Below are 19,632 nucleotides of genomic sequence, written 5' to 3' on the forward strand. Positions count from 1 at the left end.
GTGGGTTTCGCCGCTCTGGTGCGGGGGGCATGGTGGTGGGGGGGGGGGCGGGTGGTGTTGTGTTGGCCCTTTCGGGGTGGGGGGGGGCTGACCGGGCGCCCACCACGACCCACACGAGAACTGGGAGAGTTCGATGCGGACGGTAATCATCTCCGGTGCCTCCAGCGGCATCGGCTGGGCCACGGCCCAACGGTTCGCCGCAGGCGGGGACCGGGTGTTCAACCTGGACGTGCAGGCCCCCGCCGATCCGCAGAACCCGGCGGTGCAGTGGATCGAGACCGACGTCGCGGACTGGTCGGCGGTCCGCGACGCGGTCATGCAGGTCGCCGAGACCGCCCCGATCGACGTGGTGATCGCCAACGCCGGCATCAGCGTGCGACACGGGGTGCTGGACCTGGCCGAGGCCGACGCCCGCCGCGTCGTCGACGTCAACCTGCTGGGCGTGCTCGGGCTGTGGCAGGCGGCGGCCCGGGTGATGGTGCGGCAACGGGCCGGCGTGCTGCTGGCCACCGCCTCGGTCAACGGCGCGCGGGGTTACCCGCTCTACGCCGACTACAACGCGACCAAGGCCGGCATCGTGGCGCTGTGCCGCACGTTCGCCCTGGAGCTGAGCCCGTGGATCCGGGTGGCCTGTGTCAGCCCGGGTGCGGTGCTGACGCCGATGCAACTGGCCGAGTACACGCCGGCCATGCTCGACGAGGTGAACGCGAAGATCCCCGCCGGACGGCACGCGTCTCCGGACGAGATCGCGGCGGCCTTCCACTACCTCGCCTCCCCGGAGGCGAGCTTCCTCACCGGGCAGGAACTGGTCATCGACGGCGCGGAGACCGCCGGAGCGACCACCGCCGTGTTCGGTGTCGACACGAGCGAACGGAGTGAGCAGATCATCGAGGCAGACGCGCCCGGGGACGGCACGCAGGGCGGTGCCGGCCGCAGGGAGCAGGGGACGACGCGGAGCGGAGTGCCGGCATGAGGAAGCGGGAGTCGGAGCAGACCAGGAAGACGGTGTTGCTGGTGGTGATCGGTGCGGTCGTGTTGCTGGTGCTCGCCGGGGCGGGTTCGGCCGTCTTCCTGACGGCGCGCAGTGGTGGTGTCGCCAAGGACGTGGTGGACGACTACTACCGCGCGTTGGAGGAGCGGCGTTTCGACGACGCGTACGGGTCGCTCTGCGCCGAGGTACGCGCCGACCAGTCCCGGGAGGCGTTCACCTCGGCGGCCGAGGCGCGGCTGCCCAGTTCCCACGAGATGACCGGTGAGCTGCGGGTCAACGGCCTGCCGTGGAAGACCACCGGCACGGTCGGGGTCAGCGTCAGCTACGCCGACGGCACCACGCAGGCGCGGATGGTGTCGATGCTCCGCGAGGACGGCGACTGGCTCATCTGCGAGCCGTCGGTGTGACCTGCCGCGCCCCCGCCCCGGTGCACCGCGCCGCGAGACTTCCCGGGGCGGGGCGCGGACCGGGTCACAGCCAGCGTTGCCGTACGGCGTTGGCGCCGGCCTGGAAGCGGCTCTCCGCGCCCAGCCGGGTGGTCAGGTCGGACATCATCCGCTGCACGGTGCGGACCGACAGACCGAGTTTGCGGGCGGTGGCCTCGTCGGTGTAGCCGTCGCCGAGCAGTTGGAGCAACTGCCGCTCGGTCGGTTCCAGCCCGTTCTCGTCCGCGCTGGCCGCGGAGCCGAACGGTGTCGCGGTGGACCAGGCGTGGTCGAACAGCGAGCTGAGGGCGGCGGTGATCCCCGGGTTGTGGATCTCGACGGCGCCCTTGCGGGCGTCGGTGGGGTCGACCGGCAACAGCGCGATGCGGCGGTCCACGATGATCATCTGGAACAGCACCACCGGCAGGCAGCGGGTCTCGCCGCCGAGGCTGTTGAACCACCGGGCATAGGCGAGCGTGTCCGGGTCGTTGCGGAAGCTCTCCTGGTAGATCGACTTGATGGTCACGCCCCGCTCCAGGGCCTCCTGGTTGACCGGCTTGCTGGCCGCCATCGCGTCCGGCCGGTGTGCTCCGCCCGGGTTGAACGAGAGGCACTCCACCTGCGTCAGCCGGGCGAGTTCCTGGAGGCGTTGGCGTACCGAGTCGAGCTTCACGATCTGGATCAGTTGGTGCTGCTGGTCCGGCTGGTCGACGTGGTGCGCCTCGGAGAGCGCGTCGATCGCCGCCTGGGTCGCCTCGATCTCGTACTGCTGTTGGGCGATGTCCGCCTTGGCGCGGGCGAGCAGCGCCGCGAGGCCGACCTTGGGGCTGGTCGGCGTGATCTTGCCGGGGCTGACCGGCGACTCGCGGACCAGGGCGAGTTCGATCAGCTCGTCGAGTGCGTCGTGCACCTGCCGCGCGTCGATCCGCAGGGACTCGGCGATTTCGGCGACCCCCCAGGTCGACTGGCGCAACATGGTCATGTAAACGGCCTCTGCGGTGGTCGATATGCCCAGGGTGCTGAACACTCTGCTCCCTCCCACTCGTACTCCGTGCCCGACCGGTGGCCTGCCGGGAAAGAGATTGTCAGATGGCAAAGACGGCTGGCAAGATCCTGCCACCCTGACGTGAACCCGCCTGGCGCGATCCCGTCACTTGGATCTTGTTGACCGTATCCGGGCGTCGCAAGAGACTGGCTTCGCCGACGCGGTAATCGGGGAAACCGTTAGGCAGGTTGCCTGATTCGGGAAGGAAAGTGGCTGTATGTCTCGTCGCCTGAAGTTCGCCCTTGCCGCCCTGGCTCTTGTGGTCAGCGCCTCCGCTCCGCTGCTCGGCGAGCGTGTTCCCCTCAACAAGACCGAAGGGCCGACCGCCGGGTACTCCTGGGGAATGCCGCTGCGCTAGGTCGCGGATGCCGTTCGCTGAACGTGGGGGCGTGTTGGCGGGGGGATGTCTACGACACATTGGATGGAAACGTGCAGCTGTCAGCCGTAACGCTCATTCCGGTGACGACGGCACGGACGCCGCTGACGCCCGAACGGCTAAGGGACCTGATTCTCGGCTGTCGTGTGGATGGCGACCGAGTCGAACACGTCAAGGTAATAGAACGAGCGGGGTTGATGTGGATAGGGGCCTATGTCGCTATCTGTGACATGAGATCCGCCGAACTGAGTCTGGCTGATCTCTGTGTGCGGGCCGCCGCGCGACTGGACGGCTGGGAAGTGATCCGACAGTGGGAGCTGTGATCATCGTCCGGCCGCGCGGCGACCGACACCCGCTCTGAATGGGCACGGAGAGTCTGTCGCTGACTCTCCGTGGCCCGGTGGAAATGCAGTAGGACCGTGCCGGCCTATGGCTGGTCGGTGACGCGCGCCGTTATCGATGGGCATATAAGGTGATATACGATAGCCCAAGCTCAATACCCGTCCGTTCCACCATCACTGACAGAAACCTTGTGCAGCGGGCCGCCTATCAGGACCGGCGTGTACTCAGCGCCGACATCAGCGCCCTGCTGCTCAGCGCCGAACTGACCGATCTGACCCGGACCGAGCTTCTGGTCGTGGCGCCGATACCCGGTCAGATGCCGCTGCCGGCGGAGGTGTTCGCCGAGCTACGGGCCCGCAACCTGACGGTCCGCCTGCTCTTCACGCCCGGCCGGGAGCCGCTGGCCGAGCCGGTGGCCGCCCTCGCCCGGGACGGGATCGCGCTGCCGGCCCCGGTGGACCTGCCCTACTTCCTCGTGGTGCGGGACCGGGCCGTGGTCTATCTGCCCCACCAGGATCCGGTGCATCCGGGCAACGGTCGGCTGACCCGGATCCGCAGCGTGGTGATGGGTGACTCGCTGGCCACGGTGTTCGGCCTGATGTGGGACACCGCAGTGCAGCGCACCCGGGCCGCCCGGACGACGACCGCCCGGGTCGACGAGGGCGAGGAGCTGATCCGCGCGCTCGGCGAGGGGCTGACTGACGACCAGGCCGCGGCGACGCTGCACATGAGTCGGCGGACCTTCGCGCGGCGGGTGTCCGACATGATGCACCGGCTCGACGCCAACACCCGATTCCAGGCCGGTGTCCACGCCGCGCGACGCGGCCTGGTCTGATCAGACCGCCAGGTATGGCACCGGCCAGTGCCGCATCCGGAACGGGAGTACGAGCGTGCGGCCGTCGGCTTCGACGGCCAGACCTGCCTCGACCGCGTCAGCGACCAGCTCCGCGTCGTCGGCCTCCGGGCGGCCGTCCGCCGACTCGGCGAGATGTTCGAACCGGTCGGCACCGTCCTCGATGACCATTCGCGAGGCCGGCTGGCCGGGCCGGACGTCCTTGATCGTGACGATCCCCGGCCCCCGGCGGTAGTAGAACGACCCGTAGCGGTAGTCCCGCGCCCAGGCAACGGTGTGGGTGACGTCGTCCAGCTCCACGCCCAGGCACGGCGGCAGCAGGTGCGAATAGGTGTGCAGCGGGAACGCCGGGCGACCGCGCAGCGTCCACCGCAGCCGTACCGCGTGGCTGGTGACCGCGCGGAGCATCCGCAGCAGGTCGAGGTCCTCCGCCGGGGACTGCCCGAACCGCAGCGGCTCGGGCAGCTCGACCGCGAGCAGGCTGTACGCCGCCGGGTCGGCCCGCAGCGCGTCGAAGTCGATCACCGCGCTCGTCGCCGTCGTCATGGGAATCAGCTCACCTTCAACGGTTCGGTGGGGGTGGCCAGCGTGATCCAGTGGCCCTGCTCGGTGAAGAGCAGCCCGTCACCGGCCAGCTTGTCCAACCAGTCCTGCAACTCCTGGGCGGTCAGGCCGTACTCGGCGACCCGCGCGGCCAGGGCCTTCGCGGTCCGTCCGTTCTCCAACTCGCGGTACGCGGCCACGAATGCGGCTCCGGTGATGCGGTGGTCCTGCTCCGGCCAGCCGACCCGCCGGTCCTCGATCACGATCTCCTCGTCGTCGGCGCTCAGGATCCGCAGCGAGCTGGACGGGTAGGCGTCGATCCAGATCCCGATGAGCTTGTGCAGCCCCTCGGCGTCGGTCTCGGAGAGCCCGGCCGGATCGGTGTCGAACAGATAGACCATGTCGGTCAGCCGTTCCGGCGCGAGCGCGTAGACGTGGTCGTACATCTTGGCGGGCCGGCGGTTGGGGAAGCCCAACAGCGGGTTCTCGAAGTACGGGCTGAAGCGTTCCAGCAGGATCCGGGCCGCACCGGCCGGCGGTTGCAGGTGCACCAGGGCCGGCAGTTGCCGCAGGACCGCCTCGTAGTCGGCGGTGGACTCGGTCGGGAAGCCGTAGAGCCAGCTCCAGGAGACGGTCAGCGAGGCGGCCTCGCAGTCGCGCAGCGTCCGTACGTTGCGTACCCCGGTAACGCCCTTGTCCATCAGCTTGAGCACCGGGCTGACCAGCGACTCGATGCCCGGTTGTACGTGGGTCACACCGGCCTGCCGCAGCACCGTGATCTCGTCCGGGCGCAGGTTGGACTTGACCTCGTAGTGGATGCGCAGGTCCCAGTCGAGGGCGGCCACGCTGGGCAGCAGGTCCCGGTAGTAGCGGTTGTCGATGATGTTGTCGACCATGATGGCGTCCAGCGTCTGGTGACGCCGGACCAGCGAGGTCAGCTCCTCGATGACCGTCTCCGGCGCCTTGGCACGGAACTGCATGCCGGTGCCGTTGAGGCCGCAGAAGGTGCAGTGGTGCTTCTCGCCCCACCAGCAGCCCCGCGCGCTCTCCAGCACCAGCTTCGGCTCCACGTACTCGCCGACCGGCGACTCCGCGATCAGCGCGAACCAGTCGTCGTAGTCCGGCACCGGCATCAGGGCGGGCGGGATCAGCTTGCCCTGCGGGTTGTCGTGCCGCCCGTCCTGGTCACGCCAGCACAGCCCGGGTACGGCGGCCAGCTCGATCCGGCCGTCCAGCGCGTCGAGCAGGGCGGGGAAGGCGATCTCGCCCTCGCCGCGTACCACGTAGTCGATGAACGGGAAGTTCTCGTGGATCGCGGCGCCCATCATCCCGTCGCAGTTGCCGCCACCGAGCACGATGGGCACGTGCGGGGCCAGCTCCTTGATCCGCTTGGCGGTGGCGAGGCTCGGCGCGTTCTGCATGAACGTCGTGGTGAAACCGACGAGGCTGGGCTCGGTGGCGAGGATCTCGCGGGCCGCGGCGTCGACGAAACCGGCGGCGTACTCGCGCATCCGGGTGACCCGGTCGATGTCGAGACCATGCTTCTCGGCGTACCGGCGCAGCTCCGCGACGCCGAACGAGTCGTCGCCGCGCAGGACCCCGGCGAACACCCAGTCGCCGAGCCCGTGGAACAACCCCTCCTCCGCGACCTCGGTGTACTCCGGCGGCCCCAGCTCACCGTCGGTGGCGTCGAGGAGGTACTCGGCCCAGCGGATGCCGCCGTGGTAGCTCAGTGGTTCCGGTCGGCCGGCGGCGACGGTGACGGCCTTGAGTAGTCCGATGGGCAGCGACGGGCAGTCCAGGGACTGCCACGGCATGGCCGCGAGGCAGATGGTCATCGTCTCGTCTTTCGCAGATCCGGCGCGGGTGGCACGAACTGGTGGGGCACCGCAGGCTGCCGGTGGTCCGGGTGGGTCACCCCCACCCGGACCACCGGGATCACTCACCTGCTGGTCACAGGATGACGGCGTACTTGCAGGAGCCGTGCGTGACCTTCTTGATCGCCACCTTCTTGATCTTCATTTCCGTTCACCTCCTTCGAGGTCGAGAAAGGACAGACCGGCGGCCCGCAGTCGGGCCCGGTGCCGCCGGACGAACCAGGACCGCACCTTCTCGGGGTCGCGGCCGGTCAATCTGGCACAGGACGTCGCGATGCTGTTCAGCGCCGTGACGTCGAAGCCGATGTCGTGCCACTCCTGGCCGTGTTCGCGCCAGAGTTCGGCGCCGGCCGGGGTGGCGGAGACCCGGGAGAGATAGTTCAGACCGATGGCGATGTGCTGGATCTCGTCGGTCCGCACCGCCTCGTACAGGCGGGCCAGCGGATCACCGGCGAAGATCTCGCCGAACAGGATGAACTCGTCCGAGGCGAGGCCTTCGAGGATGGTGTGCACGAGTGCCCGGCCCATGTGCGGCAGGCTCAGCAGCATCTCGTCGAGTGGCTCCATCGCCTCCTGCGCGTCCGGTTCGACGTCGCCGCCGATCGCACGGGCGTACTGGTAGAAGGCGTCCGCGTGGCGGGCCTCGTCCGCCGTGGCCAGGGCCAGGCTGAAGCGGAACGGCGCGTCCTCGGTGTTCGCCGCCAGCGTGGCGGCGGCGACCAGGCCGGCCTGCTCGGCGTAGTACCCGCGCGAGGCGGCCCGCCAGGCGATCTCGGTGCGGTCCCAGTCCTTGCGGCGCAGTCCGTCACCGATGATGTCGCTCGCCCGCCACGCCTTCTTGTCCCGGGTCACCCCGAAGACGCGGTACGCGACGGCGTCGTTGTCGAGTTCATCGTGACGAATGAGGACCATGGCCAGCTCCACTACCGACAGGGGAAGGGATCTCGGCGCCACGTCCGGCACGGTGGCCCGGCGGCGAACCCGTGGGTTCGGCTGGGACCGGCCAGGTGCCTCGTGTCCTGCCTGCGGCCGGTGCTACCAGCCACTTCTCCGCCCGGAGCTTGGCGAAACGGTAACGGCGGTGTGCACCATGGTCAAGGTGCACGTCGGGCGGTGGCACGGACGTGCCACTCGGACGGCATACCCTGCGCTGATGTTTGCGGGACTGGGGCGGCTGCGGCGCCGGGTGGAGGGTCTGGGCCCGTTGGTCGCGGCGCACGGGACCGGGGTGATCGGCACCGAGATCACCGCGCTGGCGCTGCCCACGCTGGCGATCCTCCACCTGGGAGCGTCGCCGTTCGTCGCCAGCGCGTTGTTCGCGATCGAGTTCGGTACGCACGCCCTCGCGTCCCCGATGCTCGGAGTGGTGGTCGACCGGACCCGATCGCCGCGCCGCCTGCTCGTCGGCGGGAGTCTCGGCTACGCGGCCGTGGTCGCCACGGTGCCGGTCGCCGGCCTGCTCGGCGTGCTCTCCATCCCGATGCTGGCCGTGGTCGCGGTCGTCGCCGGTGGACTCGGTGCCCTGGTCACGATCGGCCTCCAGGCCGCGATACCGCGCCTGGTGCCGGCCGAGCGGCTGGTGCAGGCGAACTCGGCGATGGCCGGGGCCCGGTCGGTCGGGCAGGTGGCCGGTCCCGCCCTCGCCGGCTGGCTGATCCAGGTGGCCGGTGCCGCCGCCGCGATGGGCGTCGACGCGCTGGCCCGGCTGCTCAGCGTGGTCGCGTACGCCCGGCTGCGGATCGGTGCCCGCACCGGTCCCGCCGCCACCTCCGACGGTACGGCGGGCAGCATGCTCGACCAGCTGCGTGAGGGAGTGGCGGCGATGCGCCAGCGCCCGGTGCTGGTCCGGGTGGCGGTGACGGCGGCGGCTCTCAACTTCGGTGGGTCGGCGCTCGGCGCCCTCTATCTCGTCTACGCCTACCAGCACCTGCACCTGTCACCCGGGCTGATCGGCATCACCTACGTGGTCAGCAGCGTGGTGTCCCTGCTGGCCGTCACGGTGGCGGGCCGGGTGATCCGCCGGCTCGGCATGACCCGGGTGGTGCCGGTCTTCGCCCCGCTGGCCGGTGCCGCGCTGTTCCTCATCCCGGCCGCCACCGTCGCCCCGCCCTTCGTCACCCTCGTGGTCTACGAGGCGATCTTCGCGTTCTGCGCCACCGTCTGGTTCATCGCGACCACCACCCTCCAGCAGTCGCTCGTACCCGCCCACCAACTGGGCCGGGTGATCGCCCTCGGGCGGGCCGCGACGACCTTCGCGATCCCGGTCGGCGCACTGCTCGGCGGAGCCCTGGCGCAGTGGTGGGGGCTGGTGCCCACACTGATCCTGTTCGCCTCCGCCGCGCTGCTCGGCGGCTGCGTGAGCAGCCTGCGCGGCGGCGGTACCGAACTGCCCGGCCCGGAAGATGGCACGATCTCGCCAATCGACGGATCCGACGGTGACGACCAGGTTGGCAGCATCGCGCCATCCTCGGGGCCAGCCGTTGACGCCGCACCTCGCCGACCCGAAAGTTGAACCGGCATCACGTTTGGCACACCGCGTTCTGCGATCTCCGCCCGGGACCGCACTCGCTGAGAAGCCAACGACGGGAAGCACCATGGACCTGTTGTCCGCCTACCGTGACATGCTCACCATCCGACTCTTCGAGGAAAGTCTGCTGCGGTGCGCGGAGCAGGGCCTGGTGCCCGGCGCGATCCACCCGTACACCGGCCAGGAGGCGGTCGCCGTCGGTGTGCTGGGCGCCCGGGACCCCGCCGAGTGGGTGGTCAGCTTCTACCGCTGCCACGGTCACGCCCTCGCCGCCGGTTGCCCGCCCGAACGGGTGATGCGCGAGGTCCTCGGTCGTCGTGGTGGCCTCTGCGGCGGCAAGTCCGGCTCGATGCACCTCGCCGACCGCACCCACCGTCTGCTCGGCTCGACGTCGATCGTCGCCGCCCAGATCCCGATCGCCGCCGGTGCCGCGATGGCCGCCCGGCTCGACGGGGACGGGCGCGCCGTGCTGGTCTTCTGCGGTGACGGCGCGCTCGGTGCCGGTGGTGCCTACGAGACGCTCACCATCGCCGCCGCCCAGCGGCTGCCGCTGCTGGTGGTCTGCGAGGACAACGGCTGGCAGGACCAGACCGCCAGTGCCCTGGTACGCCACCTGAGCCCCGTCGAACTCGTCGCCGGGCTGAAGCTGCCGTACGTCGAGGTCGACGGCAACGACGTCGAGGCGGTGCACGACGCGGCCGACACGGCGTTGGCGGCCTGCCGCGCCGGCACCGGACCCCAGGTCGTCGTGGCGCACACCTACCTGCGGGACTTCCACACCCAGCTCGGGCAGCACCCGCCGGCGCAGTACCGGCCCGAGGAGGAACGGCGACGGTGGGCAGAACGTGATCCGCTGACCATGGCCGCCGGACGGCTCGCGGCCGACCTGAACGCGCTGCACGCCGAGGTGGCCGCCGAGGTCGACGCGGTGTTGCGGGCGGCGCTCGCCGCCGAGGACCCGGATCCGGCCACCGCGACCACCGGCGTGACCGTCACCGCGGACCTGATCGGGGCGGGCCGATGAGCCGCCGCCACCCGATCGGCGAGGCGGTCCGCGAGGCGTTCACCGAGCAGCCGACCCTGAGTCACTTCAGCACCTTCCAGCAGGAGGACCTGGTCGCGCAGTTCGGCCCCGAGCGGATGGTCCGGATGCCGATCGCGGAGAACGCGATGCTCGGCATGGCCCTGGGCATGGCCCTGGTGGGCCGGCGGGTGCTGTTCAGCGTCAACCGGGTGGCGTTCCTGTTCAGCGCGTTCGACCAGCTGGTCAACCAGGTCACCACGTGGCGGTACATGAGCGACGGCCAGTTCTCGGTGCCGCTGGTGATCCGGGGCGTCACCCAGGGCGGCGAGCACCTCGGCGCGCAGCACGAGCACGTGCCGTACGGCATGCTCAGCCAGATCCCCGGCCTGGTCGTCGCCGTACCCGGCTCGCCGAACGCGGTCGGCGGCCTGCTGCGGACCGCGTTGCGTCACCCCGACCCGGTCGTTCTGCTGGAGTCACCGCGCCTGTTCACCCCCACCTGGACCGACCTGCCCGAGCCCGAGCCGTCCGCGGACCCGTTGCCGTTCGGCGTCGCCGGTCTGGCCCGGCCCGGTGACGACCTGACCCTGGTCGGGATCGGCAACACGCTCATCGAGAGCATGGTCGCCGCGCGGCGGCTGGCGGAGCACGGCCTCCAGGCCCGGGTGGTCGACCTGCGGACGGCGGCGCCACTGGACCGGGACGGGGTCGCCGCGATGGTGGTACCCGACCGGCCGGTGATCCTGGTCGACGAACAGCCCCGCGCCGGGTCCGTGCTGACCGACCTGGCCTATCACCTGGTACGCACCGGCGCCGCCCGCCCCGAGCACGTCGAGCTGCTCACCGGCGTCGCGGTTCCCGCGCCGGTGAGCCCGGCGCTGCTCGACGGCCTGCTACCCGACGCGGACCGCATCGTCCGCGCGGCACTCGACACCTCGGCCCCCCTCACCCCGCGGAGATGACCATGACGAACAGCGAGTACGCGGTCTGGCACGGCCTCACGCCGATGGGCCCGCACCTGCGGGAGAACGGCCCTGACCTGTTCCTGGTCAGCGGTGCCGGCAGCCACCTGGAGGACGCCGCCGGGCGGCGCTACCTGGACGCCCGCTCGTCGATGTGGAACGTCACGCTCGGCTACTCGTGCGAGTCGGTGAAGCAGGCGATGACCCGTCAGCTCGACGTGCTGCCCAGCGGCACCGTGATGCGCTACGAGCATCCGCCGCAGGTCACCGTCGACTACGCCGCCGCGCTCGTGGCGCTGCTGCCGCAGCCGCTGCGACACGTACGCTTCGGCAACACCGGCAGCCAGATGACCGAGGCGGCGGCGATGCTGTCCCGGTTCTACCGGCGGATGACCGGCGAGACGGACCGGCACACCGTGATCGCGCTGCACGACGCGTACCACGGGACCGGACCGTTGGCCACGGCGCTGACCGACGAGCCGATCCTGCACGACTACTCCGCCCCGATCGACGGGCACGTGGTGCACGTGACGACGCCGCCGCCGGTGACCTGCGACCCGGACGCGTGCACCGGCGAGTGCGTACGCCCGGTCCTCGACGCCATCGAGTCGGTCGGCGTCGAGCGGGTGACGGCGGTGATGTTCGAGCCGGTCTCCGGCACCTCGTTCCTGCCCGCGCCGGAGCACTACCTGGAGACGCTGATCGTCGAGTGTCGCCGCCGGGGCATCCACACCATCGCCGACGAGGTGACCACCGGCGCCGGCCGGGTCGCCGCGATGACGTACATCGAGCGGCTCGCCGAGGTGCCCGACATGCTGGTGCTCGGCAAGGGCCTGAGCGCCGGCTACTTCCCGCTCGCCGCCCTGGTCGTGGCGACCGACATCTACGACGCCCTCGCCGACCCGCCCGTGCGGCTCGGCTTCCCCAACGGCTCCACCACCGACGGCCACCCGATCGGAGCGGCGGCCGGCCTGGCGGTGCTCGACATCCTCACCGCCGACGGCTTCCTTCCCGCGGTACGCCGACGCGGCGCCGAACTGGTCGAGATGCTGGACGCCGCGTCGCAGGCGGATCCCCGCATCGGTGCGGTCCGCGGCATCGGCATGATGCTCGGCGTCGAGCTGCGCGATGCCGACGGCGAACTCTGGTCGTTGCGCGACGTCCACAACCTGCGCGGTGTGTGCCGCGAGTACGGGCTGCTGACCAGCTACGCGAGCGGCGTGATGCCGTTGCTGCCGCACCTGACCGTCTCCACCGACGACTGCCGTGAACTGGTGGAGAGGTTCGCCAAGGCGGTGGCCGCGTACCGCTCCTGACGCCGGCCGTCCGGCCGACCCGCCAGATCCGGGCCGCAGAGATCGAACTGTCGACGCCTGTGGCCCGTACTGGTGCGTGGGAGGTCCGAGAACATGGCCGTACGTCGAGTTGTCGTCGTCGCGTTGGTCGCCCTCGTCGGGACGACGGCCGGTGCGCTGCCCGCCGCCGCGCAGGGTGCCCCGACGTACCCGGTCAGCCGCTCGGCCGCGTGCGCGCCGGACGGCCCGCACGTGGGCACGGCGGCCTGCCTGGCGGCGGTGCAGGAGGGCGCCGCGCTGCGCGAGTGGGACAACGTCCGGGTGTACGGCGTCGACGGCCGGGACCGGGACGTGATCCCCGACGGTGAGCTGTGCAGCGGCGGCCTGTCCGCCTACCGGGGGCTGGACCTGCCACGCACCGACTGGCCGGCGACGCCGCTGACCGCCGGCGCGGAGTTCGCCTTCCAGTACCGTGCCACCGCCGCGCAGAAGGGCACCTTCCGGCTCTACCTGACCCGCGAGGGCTACACCCCGTCGAGGAAGCTGACCTGGGCGGACCTGGACCGGCTGCCCTTCCTGCGGATCACCGACCCGCCGCTGCGGGACGGGACGTACCTGATGTCCGGCCGGTTGCCGGCGGACCGCAGCGGCCGGCACGTGATCTATACGATCTGGCAGCACTCGGATACCGCCGACACCTACTACTCCTGCTCGGACGTGGACGTCGTGGCGGTCGACGCGTTGCGGCCGGGCGGCATCACGCCGGCAGGCTCCGCCGGTGGCACCCCGGAGGCCGAGAACGGGCTGCCGGGCGTCGGTGCCGACGCGACCACCGAGGTCGCCGAGAACGTACCGGTCGCCGCGGTCACCTACCTGGACGGCCGCCGCTGGCCGCTGGTCGCGGGCGGCCTGCTGGTCGCGTTGCTGCTCGTGTCGATCGCCCTGCGGCTGCGCGGCTCGCGTGGCGGGCCACCGAAGGGACCCGCCTGCACCGTCCGCAACCACCGGGCCAACCCGCGCCCCTGGTGACCGTCCGGCGCGCCCTCGCCCGCCGGACCGGCGGTCGGGGAACGACGCGGCGGGTACGGTCGACGTCATGCGCTACGTGCAGCTCGACACCCCGAAGCCCCTGTCCAAGATCGGTCTCGGCACCTGGCAGTTCGGCTCGCGGGAGTGGGGCTACGGCCCCGACTACGAGCGGTTGGCGGCGGACATCGTCCGGCGTGCCATTGAGCTGGGGGTGACCGTCTTCGACACCGCCGAGATCTACGGGTTCGGTCGCAGCGAACGGATCCTCGGCGCCGCGCTGGCCGGCGACCGGGACAAGGTCACCGTGGCCACCAAGATCTTCCCGGTGCTGCCGGTGGCGGCGGTGGTGCAGCAGCGGGCGGTCGCCTCGGCGGCCCGGCTCGGCGTCAGCAGCATCGACCTCTACCAGGTGCACTCGCCCAACCCGCTCGTCGCCGACGGCACCACCATGCGGGGCATGCGCGCGTTGCAGGACGTCGGCCTGGTCGGCGAGGTCGGGGTGAGCAACTACAGCCTGCGCCGCTGGCAGGTCGCCGAGACCGTGCTGGGTCGGCGGGTGCTGAGCAACCAGGTCCGCTACAGCATGGTGGACCGCAAGCCGGAGCAGGACCTGCTGCCGTACGCGGAGCAGGCGGGTCGGGTCGTCATCGCGTACAGCCCGCTGGCCCAGGGGTTCCTCTCCGGCCGGTACGACGTGCGACACCCACCGGTCGGCGCGATCCGCCGCGCCAACCCGTACTTCCTGCCGGAGAACCTGGCCCGGGGCACCGCCCTGATCGAGACGCTGCGTCAGGTGGCCGCCGCCCACGACGCCACGCCGAGCCAGATCGCCCTGGCGTACGTGCTGCGGCACCCGAACGTGGTGGCCATCCCCGGGGCGTCCAGCGTGGAGCAGATGGAGCGCAACGCCGCCGCCGCCGAGATCGACCTGACCGAGGACGAGTACGCCGCCCTGGTCAACGCGGCCCGGGCGTTCCGCCCACTGACCGGCCTGGCCGCCGTACCACGCATGATCAAGGCCCGCGCCGGCCGCTGACCGACTCGCCCCGGTGCCCGCCGGCGGCGCGGCGGCGGTTCCTCAGGGCAGGTCTCGGGCGTAGCAGACGGAGAGCGGCGCACCCTGGTACGGGCCGAAGTTGTCGATGCGCCGGTAGCCCTCGCGTTCGTAGAAGCGCTGCGCGTCGGGCTGGGCGGTGCCGGTCTCCAGCAGCAGGGTGCGCACTGCGGCCTGGCGGGCCGCGTCCTCCAGGGCGCGCAGGATGGCGACGGCCACGCCGGTGCCCCGGGCCGGCGGGACGACGTACATCCGCTTGATCTCGGCCGATCCGGGGTCGAGCAGGCGCAGGCCGCCGCAGCCCACGGCGGTGCCGGCGGCGTCGCGGGCGACGAGGAAGACGCTGACGGTCTCGGCGGTGGGCGGTGCTCCCGGCTCGTGGTCGTCGCAGCCGTAGCGGGCGTCGAGTTCGGCGCGCTGCGCGGCGCGCAGGCGGGTGGCGTCGATCGAGTCCCACGGCTCGTGGTCGATGGAGACCATGGTCGTCCCCTCTCCGGTGATCCGTAACAAGCGTTACCGTAACGTACGCTACGGTATGGGGCCACGGCCAGGGGAGGGGACGGATGCCCAGACGGCGCGACCTCGCCGACCAGCGGCGTCGCCTCTCGGCGGCCACCTGGTCGGTGCTGGCCGAGCGGGGGCTGCCCGGCCTCACCCTGCGCGCGGTCGCGGAACGGGCCGGCTGCACCACCGGCATGGTGTTGCACACCTTCGCCGACAAACAGGCGCTGCTGGTGCACGCCCGGGAGCTGTTGCATCGGCGTACCGGCCAGCGTGCCGACGCCGCCTCGGCCGACGCCGACTCGCCCCGGGCGGCGCTGCGTGCCGTGCTGTGGCAGGCCGCCTCGCCGACCGAGGAGAAGCGCGAGGAGGCACGGGTGTGGGTCGGCTTCCTCGCCGCCGCGTTGGCCGACCCGGTCCTCGCCGACCTGCACCGCGCCTACAACCGGCGGTTCCTGGACCGCGTCGGCGGTCTGGTCGCCGAGGTCCGCCCGGACTGGCCGCCGGCCGACTGCGCAGACACCGCGATCAGCCTGGTCGCGGTGGTCGAAGGGCTCAACGCGCTGGCGGCGGTCGATCCGCAGACCTACTCGGAGGAGTCGCAGCGGGTCGCCGTCGACGCCGCGCTCACCCGGCTGGGCCGGGGATCCGACGGGGAGAGCTGAAAGCCGTCCGAGCGCGCTAGCGTTGGGCGGGTGACTGCACCGACCTCGATGACCCCGGTCCCGCCGGCCGACCTGCCCGGCACGCTCGGCGCGCTGCGCGCCGCCGGCCACCGGTACCGCAGCGTCAAGCAGGAGCTGCGGGACAACCTGCTGGCCCAGATGCGCAGCGGCGCGCCACGCTTCCCCGGCATCGTCGGGTACGACGACACGGTGCTGCCGGAGGTGGAGCGGGCGCTGCTGGCCGGGCACGACATGGTGCTCCTCGGCGAACGGGGCCAGGGCAAGACCCGGCTCATCCGGTCACTGGTGAGCCTGCTGGACGAGTGGACCCCGGTGATCCCCGGGTCGGTGCTCAACGAGCATCCGCTGCATCCGGTCACCCCGGCGTCGCGGACGCTGGTCGCCGAGTCCGGCGACGACCTGCCGATCGGCTGGCTGCACCGCTCGATGCGGTACGGCGAGAAGCTCGCCACCCCGGACACCAGCGTCGGCGACCTGATCGGCGACGTCGACCCGATCCGGCTCGCCCAGGGCCGTACGCTCGGCGACCCCGAGACGATCCACTTCGGGCTGGTGCCGCGCACCAACCGGGGCATCTTCGCCGTCAACGAGCTGCCGGACCTGGCCGAACGCATCCAGGTGGCGATGCTCAACGTGCTGGAGGAGCGGGACATCCAGGTCCGTGGCTACCAGCTCCGGCTTCCCCTGGACCTGCTGCTGGTAGCCAGCGCCAACCCGGAGGACTACACCAACCGGGGCCGGATCATCACCCCGCTCAAGGACCGGTTCGGCGCCGAGGTCCGTACCCACTACCCGACCGACCTGGAGCGGGAACTGGAGCTGATCCGGCAGGAGGCCGACCTGGTCGCCGAGGTGCCGGAGCACGTGCTGGAGGTCCTCGCCCGGTTCGCCCGCGCGGTCCGCGAGTCGCCCTCGGTCGACCCGCGTTCCGGTGTCTCCGCCCGGTTCGCCGTCGCCGCCGCCGAGACGGTCGCCGCCGCCGCGCTGCGCCGAGCCGGCCTGCTGGCCGCCGCGTCTCCCGCGCCGGGCGCGTCTGCCGCGTCTGCCGTGACGGGCGCGTCTGCCGCGTCTGCCGTGCCGGGCGCTGCTGCCGCATCGGGCGCGTCTGCCGGGCCGGGCGCGTCTGCGGCGCGGGGTGAGGTGTTAGCAGGGGACCCCTCCTCTACCGCAGACGTTAATAGGGGGCCCTTCCTTTCACTCGACGCGGTAGCGCGGGTGGGCGACGCGGTGTCGGTGACCTCCACCCTGCGCGGCAAGGTGGAGTTCGAGAGCGGCGAGGAGGGGCGCGAGATCGAGATTCTCGGCCACCTGCTGCGCACCGCCACCGCCGACACGTTCCGGGCCCGGCTCGCCGGGCTGGACCTGTCCGGGTTCACCACACTTGTCGAGGAGGGCGAGACCGTCGAGACCGGGGAACTGGTGTCGGCGGCCGAACTGCTGCGCCAGGTGGGCACCGTGCCGGGGCTGGCCAAGGTGCTCGACCGGCTCGGTGTCGGTGATGCGCCCAGCCCCGGGCAGGCCGCCGCGGCGGTCGAGTTCGTGCTGGAGGGGCTGCACCTGAGTCGTCGACTGGGCAAGGACGTGACCGACTCGGGGCGGACCCGCTACGGCGGCCGGGACTGACCATGACCGGCAACCGGTTCCGGTACGGGCAGTGGCGGGGCGGCCCCGATCCGCTGGCGCCGCCGTACGACGTGCAGGCCGCGGTGGACCAGGTCGGCCAGGAGGTGCTGGCCGGCGGCAGCCTGCGGGACGCGCTGCGGGAGCTGCTGCGCCGGGGGCCGCAGGAGCGGGGCGGGCTGGACGCGTTGACCGCCCGTGCCCGGCGGCTCCGGCGGGAGGCCCTGCGTCGGGGTGATCTGGACGGCGCGGTGACCCGGGCACAGGCCCTGCTGGACCAGGCGCTCGCCGCCGAGCGCGACGAGTTGTCCGGCCGCTCGGACGAGGCGGCCCGGTTCGCCGAGGCGACGCTGGACAACCTGCCCCGGTCCACCGCACGAGCGGTGCGGGAACTGTCCGACTACCGGTGGGCCAGCGAGGAGGCCCGGCAGACCTACCAGCGGATCCTCGACGGGTTGCGGGACGACGTACTCGGCCAGCGTTTCGCCGGGCTGCGGTCCTCGGCCCAGATGGCCGCGGACCCGGCCGTGCAGGAGCGGCTGGCGGAGATGATGCGGGACCTCAACGCCCTGCTGGCCAAGCACGCCCGCGCCGAGGACACCACCGACGCGTTCGCCGAGTTCATGCGCCGGCACGGCGACTTCTTCCCGGAACGGCCGGCCGACGTCGACGAGCTGATCGACCTGCTGGCCCGGCGGGCGGCGGCCGGGCAACGGCTGATGAACTCGCTCTCCGACCGGCAGCGGGAGGAACTCGCCGGCCTGATGCGCCAGTCGCTCGGCGACCGGCTGGCCGGTGAACTGGCCGACCTGGAGGGCAACCTGCGGGCGCTCCGTCCCGACCTGCGCTGGGGCCGGGGTGAACGGATGCGGGGCGAACAACCGCTCGGCTACGGCGAGGCGACCGGGGCGCTGGACGAGATCGCCGAGCTGGACGACCTGCTGGACCAGTTGGGGCAGGAGTACCCGGGGGCGAGCCTGGACGATATCGACGTCGAGTCGGTGGCCCGTACGCTCGGCCGCGACGCCGCCGACGACGTACGCCGACTGCGGGAGCTGGAGCGGGAGCTGCGCCGGCAGGGCTGGGTGACCCGGGACGCGGAGGGCCTGACCCTGAGCCCGAAGGCGCTCCGCCGCCTCGGTGGCACCGCGCTGCGCCAGGTCTTCGCCGAGTTGACCGCCGGCCCGCGGGGACAGCATGACCTGCGGTCGGCCGGCGCGGCCGGCGAGGTGACCGGCGCGTCCCGCCCCTGGGCGTACGGCGACGAGCAGCCCATCGACGTGGTGCGGACGCTGACCCGGGCGGTACGCCGGGCCGGCCCCGGAGTGCCGGTGCACCTGGCGGTCGAGGACTTCGAGGTGGTGGAGACCGAGCGACGCGCCTCGGCGGCGGTGGCGCTCTGCGTGGACCTGTCGTACTCGATGATCTCGCAGGGCCGGTGGGGTCCGATGAAGCAGACCGGCCTGGCCCTGGCCCACCTGATGGCGACCCGGTTCCCGCAGGACGCGCTCCAGATCATCGGGTTCGGTCGGCGGGCGGCGACACTGACCCAGCAGGAGCTGGCGGCGGTCGAGCCGGACATGACCCAGGGCACCAACCTGCAACACGCCCTGCGGCTCGCCGGCCGGCACCTGCGCCGTCACCCGGACGCCGAACCGGTGGTGCTGGTGGTGACCGACGGCGAGCCGACCGCCCACCTGGACCCGGCCGACGGCGAGGCGGTGTTCCACTGGCCGTCGTTGCCGGAGACCGTCGAGGCGACCATCCGCGAGGTGGACCGGCTCGGCCGGTACGGCGTGACGCTGAACCTGTTCATGCTCGGTGACGACCCGGGGCTGCGCCGCTTCGTCGACGCGGTGGCCCGGCGTAGCGGCGGACGGGTCTTCACCCCGGACACCGAGGACCTCGGCGAGTACGTGGTCAGCGACTACCTGCGGTCACGGCGCGGTCGCCGCTAGGCTCGGCCGGGTGGAGGTCGACGGGTTGCGGCATGCGTACGACGCGCTGCTGACCGAGGTCGACGCGGGCGGGTTCGGGCCGCCGCCGACCGGAGGCTACAGCGCCGAACAGATCGTGGCGCACCTGGTCACCAGCGACGAGCTGATGAGCGAGGCGACCGAGGCGGTGCTCGCCGGCTCCCCGTACGCCTTCTATGAGCTGGACGAGATCCACCGGCCGGAACTGGACGCGTTGGTCGCCGAGGCCGGTGGCCTGGACGGGCTGGCCGTCCGGCTCCGACTCAGCAGCGACCGTCTGGTCGCCCTGGTCGCCCGGCTCGGCGCGGGGGCCGACACGCCGGTGGAGACGCACCTGCGCGAGGGCTTCGACCTCGTCGTCGACGAGCCGCTGCCCTGGGGTCGCGTCATCGACCTGCACACCCGCGTCCACCTGCCCCGGCACCTGACCGAGCTGCAAGCCCTGCGCCCCTGACACCCCCTCGCGCGCCGCCCGGCACTCGCTGTCCCGGGAACTGTTAGCAGGG

Annotated in this window: 19 protein-coding genes; 14 read left to right on the forward strand and 5 right to left on the reverse strand. The window is 71.9% G+C overall.

Going from position 1 to position 19,632, the window contains the following annotated elements:
* Nucleotides 1-133: 133 nt before the first annotated feature.
* Both ACZ31C_RS23495 and ACZ31C_RS23500 read left to right on the forward strand, forming a co-directional pair.
* The gene (locus ACZ31C_RS23495; RefSeq protein WP_465797087.1) at nucleotides 134-973 is read left to right on the forward strand and encodes an SDR family NAD(P)-dependent oxidoreductase; all 840 of its coding nucleotides are present in this window, start codon (nucleotides 134-136) and stop codon (nucleotides 971-973) included.
* Nucleotides 970-1,398: an Rv0361 family membrane protein gene (locus ACZ31C_RS23500; RefSeq protein WP_465797088.1), complete on the forward strand. Its 429-nt coding sequence runs from the start codon at nucleotides 970-972 to the stop codon at nucleotides 1,396-1,398. Before ACZ31C_RS23495 ends, ACZ31C_RS23500 begins: the two co-directional genes overlap by 4 nt.
* A 64-nt stretch (nucleotides 1,399-1,462) precedes the next feature.
* On the opposite strand, the gene ACZ31C_RS23505 is transcribed toward ACZ31C_RS23500, so the two are convergent.
* Complete coding sequence (locus ACZ31C_RS23505; RefSeq protein WP_465797089.1) at nucleotides 1,463-2,443, reverse strand: LuxR C-terminal-related transcriptional regulator; 981 nt, start codon at nucleotides 2,441-2,443, stop codon at nucleotides 1,463-1,465.
* Nucleotides 2,444-2,678: 235 nt separating this feature from the next.
* Between ACZ31C_RS23505 and ACZ31C_RS23510 the strand changes: the two genes are divergently transcribed.
* Together ACZ31C_RS23510 and ACZ31C_RS23515 are read left to right on the forward strand one after the other, a co-directional pair.
* Nucleotides 2,679-2,819: a hypothetical protein gene (locus ACZ31C_RS23510; RefSeq protein WP_350693204.1), complete on the forward strand. Its 141-nt coding sequence runs from the start codon at nucleotides 2,679-2,681 to the stop codon at nucleotides 2,817-2,819.
* Nucleotides 2,820-3,369: 550 nt separating this feature from the next.
* Complete coding sequence (locus tag ACZ31C_RS23515; RefSeq protein WP_465797090.1) at nucleotides 3,370-4,014, forward strand: hypothetical protein; 645 nt, start codon at nucleotides 3,370-3,372, stop codon at nucleotides 4,012-4,014.
* Here ACZ31C_RS23515 and ACZ31C_RS23520 read toward each other — a convergent pair whose 3' ends face one another.
* The 3 genes from ACZ31C_RS23520 to ACZ31C_RS23530 form a co-directional block, all read right to left on the reverse strand.
* Entirely contained in the window at nucleotides 4,015-4,578 is a 564-nt protein-coding gene (locus ACZ31C_RS23520; protein WP_350693210.1) for a DUF5825 family protein, read from the reverse strand. It lies immediately after the preceding gene.
* Between the two features lie 5 nt (nucleotides 4,579-4,583).
* A complete protein-coding gene (locus ACZ31C_RS23525; protein ID WP_465797091.1) occupies nucleotides 4,584-6,413 on the reverse strand; it encodes a RiPP maturation radical SAM C-methyltransferase in 1,830 nt (609 codons plus the stop codon).
* A 180-nt stretch (nucleotides 6,414-6,593) separates the two neighbouring features.
* Nucleotides 6,594-7,364 (reverse strand): ferritin-like domain-containing protein, encoded by a 771-nt coding sequence (locus tag ACZ31C_RS23530; RefSeq protein ID WP_350693213.1) that lies wholly within the window; start codon nucleotides 7,362-7,364, stop codon nucleotides 6,594-6,596.
* 241 nt (nucleotides 7,365-7,605) lie between these two features.
* Between ACZ31C_RS23530 and ACZ31C_RS23535 the strand changes: the two genes are divergently transcribed.
* The 6 genes from ACZ31C_RS23535 (at nucleotide 7,606) to ACZ31C_RS23560 (ending at nucleotide 14,325) form a co-directional block, all read left to right on the forward strand.
* Nucleotides 7,606-8,964, forward strand: coding sequence for an MFS transporter (locus tag ACZ31C_RS23535; protein WP_396740347.1), 1,359 nt, complete (start codon nucleotides 7,606-7,608; stop codon nucleotides 8,962-8,964).
* A gap of 91 nt (nucleotides 8,965-9,055) precedes the next feature.
* On the forward strand, nucleotides 9,056-10,003 hold the full coding sequence (locus tag ACZ31C_RS23540; protein ID WP_465797092.1) for a thiamine pyrophosphate-dependent enzyme: 948 nt from the start codon (nucleotides 9,056-9,058) through the stop codon (nucleotides 10,001-10,003).
* Nucleotides 10,000-10,965, forward strand: a complete 966-nt coding sequence (locus ACZ31C_RS23545; RefSeq protein ID WP_465797093.1) for an alpha-ketoacid dehydrogenase subunit beta — start codon at nucleotides 10,000-10,002, stop codon at nucleotides 10,963-10,965. The genes ACZ31C_RS23540 and ACZ31C_RS23545 overlap by 4 nt, the downstream gene beginning before the upstream one ends.
* A gap of 2 nt (nucleotides 10,966-10,967) precedes the next feature.
* Complete coding sequence (locus tag ACZ31C_RS23550) at nucleotides 10,968-12,281, forward strand: aspartate aminotransferase family protein (protein ID WP_396740342.1); 1,314 nt, start codon at nucleotides 10,968-10,970, stop codon at nucleotides 12,279-12,281.
* Nucleotides 12,282-12,374: 93 nt separating this feature from the next.
* Nucleotides 12,375-13,289: a lytic polysaccharide monooxygenase auxiliary activity family 9 protein gene (locus ACZ31C_RS23555; protein WP_465797094.1), complete on the forward strand. Its 915-nt coding sequence runs from the start codon at nucleotides 12,375-12,377 to the stop codon at nucleotides 13,287-13,289.
* A gap of 67 nt (nucleotides 13,290-13,356) precedes the next feature.
* Nucleotides 13,357-14,325, forward strand: a complete 969-nt coding sequence (locus ACZ31C_RS23560; RefSeq protein ID WP_465797095.1) for an aldo/keto reductase — start codon at nucleotides 13,357-13,359, stop codon at nucleotides 14,323-14,325.
* Between the two features lie 42 nt (nucleotides 14,326-14,367).
* Here the strand turns inward: ACZ31C_RS23560 and ACZ31C_RS23565 are convergent, their stop codons facing one another.
* Complete coding sequence (locus tag ACZ31C_RS23565; RefSeq protein WP_465797096.1) at nucleotides 14,368-14,823, reverse strand: GNAT family N-acetyltransferase; 456 nt, start codon at nucleotides 14,821-14,823, stop codon at nucleotides 14,368-14,370.
* Between the two features lie 83 nt (nucleotides 14,824-14,906).
* Between ACZ31C_RS23565 and ACZ31C_RS23570 the strand changes: the two genes are divergently transcribed.
* From ACZ31C_RS23570 to ACZ31C_RS23585, 4 genes are read left to right on the forward strand one after another with little or no spacing between them, the layout of a single operon-like run.
* On the forward strand, nucleotides 14,907-15,509 hold the full coding sequence (locus ACZ31C_RS23570) for a TetR/AcrR family transcriptional regulator (protein WP_465797097.1): 603 nt from the start codon (nucleotides 14,907-14,909) through the stop codon (nucleotides 15,507-15,509).
* Nucleotides 15,510-15,557: 48 nt separating this feature from the next.
* A complete protein-coding gene (locus ACZ31C_RS23575) occupies nucleotides 15,558-17,153 on the forward strand; it encodes a magnesium chelatase (protein ID WP_465797215.1) in 1,596 nt (531 codons plus the stop codon).
* 2 nt (nucleotides 17,154-17,155) lie between these two features.
* Entirely contained in the window at nucleotides 17,156-19,108 is a 1,953-nt protein-coding gene (locus ACZ31C_RS23580; RefSeq protein ID WP_465797098.1) for a vWA domain-containing protein, read from the forward strand.
* A gap of 10 nt (nucleotides 19,109-19,118) precedes the next feature.
* Nucleotides 19,119-19,580, forward strand: a complete 462-nt coding sequence (locus ACZ31C_RS23585; RefSeq protein WP_465797099.1) for a hypothetical protein — start codon at nucleotides 19,119-19,121, stop codon at nucleotides 19,578-19,580.
* Nucleotides 19,581-19,632: the final 52 nt, after the last annotated feature.

This window comes from Micromonospora sp. NPDC023869 (assembly GCF_055559695.1).

Excerpts from the sequence above, each read along its gene's own strand:
- ACZ31C_RS23495 (WP_465797087.1), top strand. The coding sequence starts at position 134 with ATGCGGACGGTAATCATCTCCGGTGCCTCCAGCGGCATCGGCTGGGCC.
- ACZ31C_RS23500 (WP_465797088.1), top strand. The coding sequence starts at position 970 with ATGAGGAAGCGGGAGTCGGAGCAGACCAGGAAGACGGTGTTGCTGGTG.
- ACZ31C_RS23510 (WP_350693204.1), top strand. The coding sequence starts at position 2,679 with ATGTCTCGTCGCCTGAAGTTCGCCCTTGCCGCCCTGGCTCTTGTGGTC.
- ACZ31C_RS23520 (WP_350693210.1), bottom strand. The coding sequence starts at position 4,578 with ATGACGACGGCGACGAGCGCGGTGATCGACTTCGACGCGCTGCGGGCC.
- ACZ31C_RS23525 (WP_465797091.1), bottom strand. The coding sequence starts at position 6,413 with ATGACCATCTGCCTCGCGGCCATGCCGTGGCAGTCCCTGGACTGCCCG.
- ACZ31C_RS23530 (WP_350693213.1), bottom strand. The coding sequence starts at position 7,364 with ATGGTCCTCATTCGTCACGATGAACTCGACAACGACGCCGTCGCGTAC.
- ACZ31C_RS23535 (WP_396740347.1), top strand. The coding sequence starts at position 7,606 with ATGTTTGCGGGACTGGGGCGGCTGCGGCGCCGGGTGGAGGGTCTGGGC.
- ACZ31C_RS23545 (WP_465797093.1), top strand. The coding sequence starts at position 10,000 with ATGAGCCGCCGCCACCCGATCGGCGAGGCGGTCCGCGAGGCGTTCACC.
- ACZ31C_RS23550 (WP_396740342.1), top strand. The coding sequence starts at position 10,968 with ATGACGAACAGCGAGTACGCGGTCTGGCACGGCCTCACGCCGATGGGC.
- ACZ31C_RS23555 (WP_465797094.1), top strand. The coding sequence starts at position 12,375 with ATGGCCGTACGTCGAGTTGTCGTCGTCGCGTTGGTCGCCCTCGTCGGG.
- ACZ31C_RS23560 (WP_465797095.1), top strand. The coding sequence starts at position 13,357 with ATGCGCTACGTGCAGCTCGACACCCCGAAGCCCCTGTCCAAGATCGGT.
- ACZ31C_RS23565 (WP_465797096.1), bottom strand. The coding sequence starts at position 14,823 with ATGGTCTCCATCGACCACGAGCCGTGGGACTCGATCGACGCCACCCGC.
- ACZ31C_RS23570 (WP_465797097.1), top strand. The coding sequence starts at position 14,907 with ATGCCCAGACGGCGCGACCTCGCCGACCAGCGGCGTCGCCTCTCGGCG.
- ACZ31C_RS23575 (WP_465797215.1), top strand. The coding sequence starts at position 15,558 with ATGACCCCGGTCCCGCCGGCCGACCTGCCCGGCACGCTCGGCGCGCTG.
- ACZ31C_RS23580 (WP_465797098.1), top strand. The coding sequence starts at position 17,156 with ATGACCGGCAACCGGTTCCGGTACGGGCAGTGGCGGGGCGGCCCCGAT.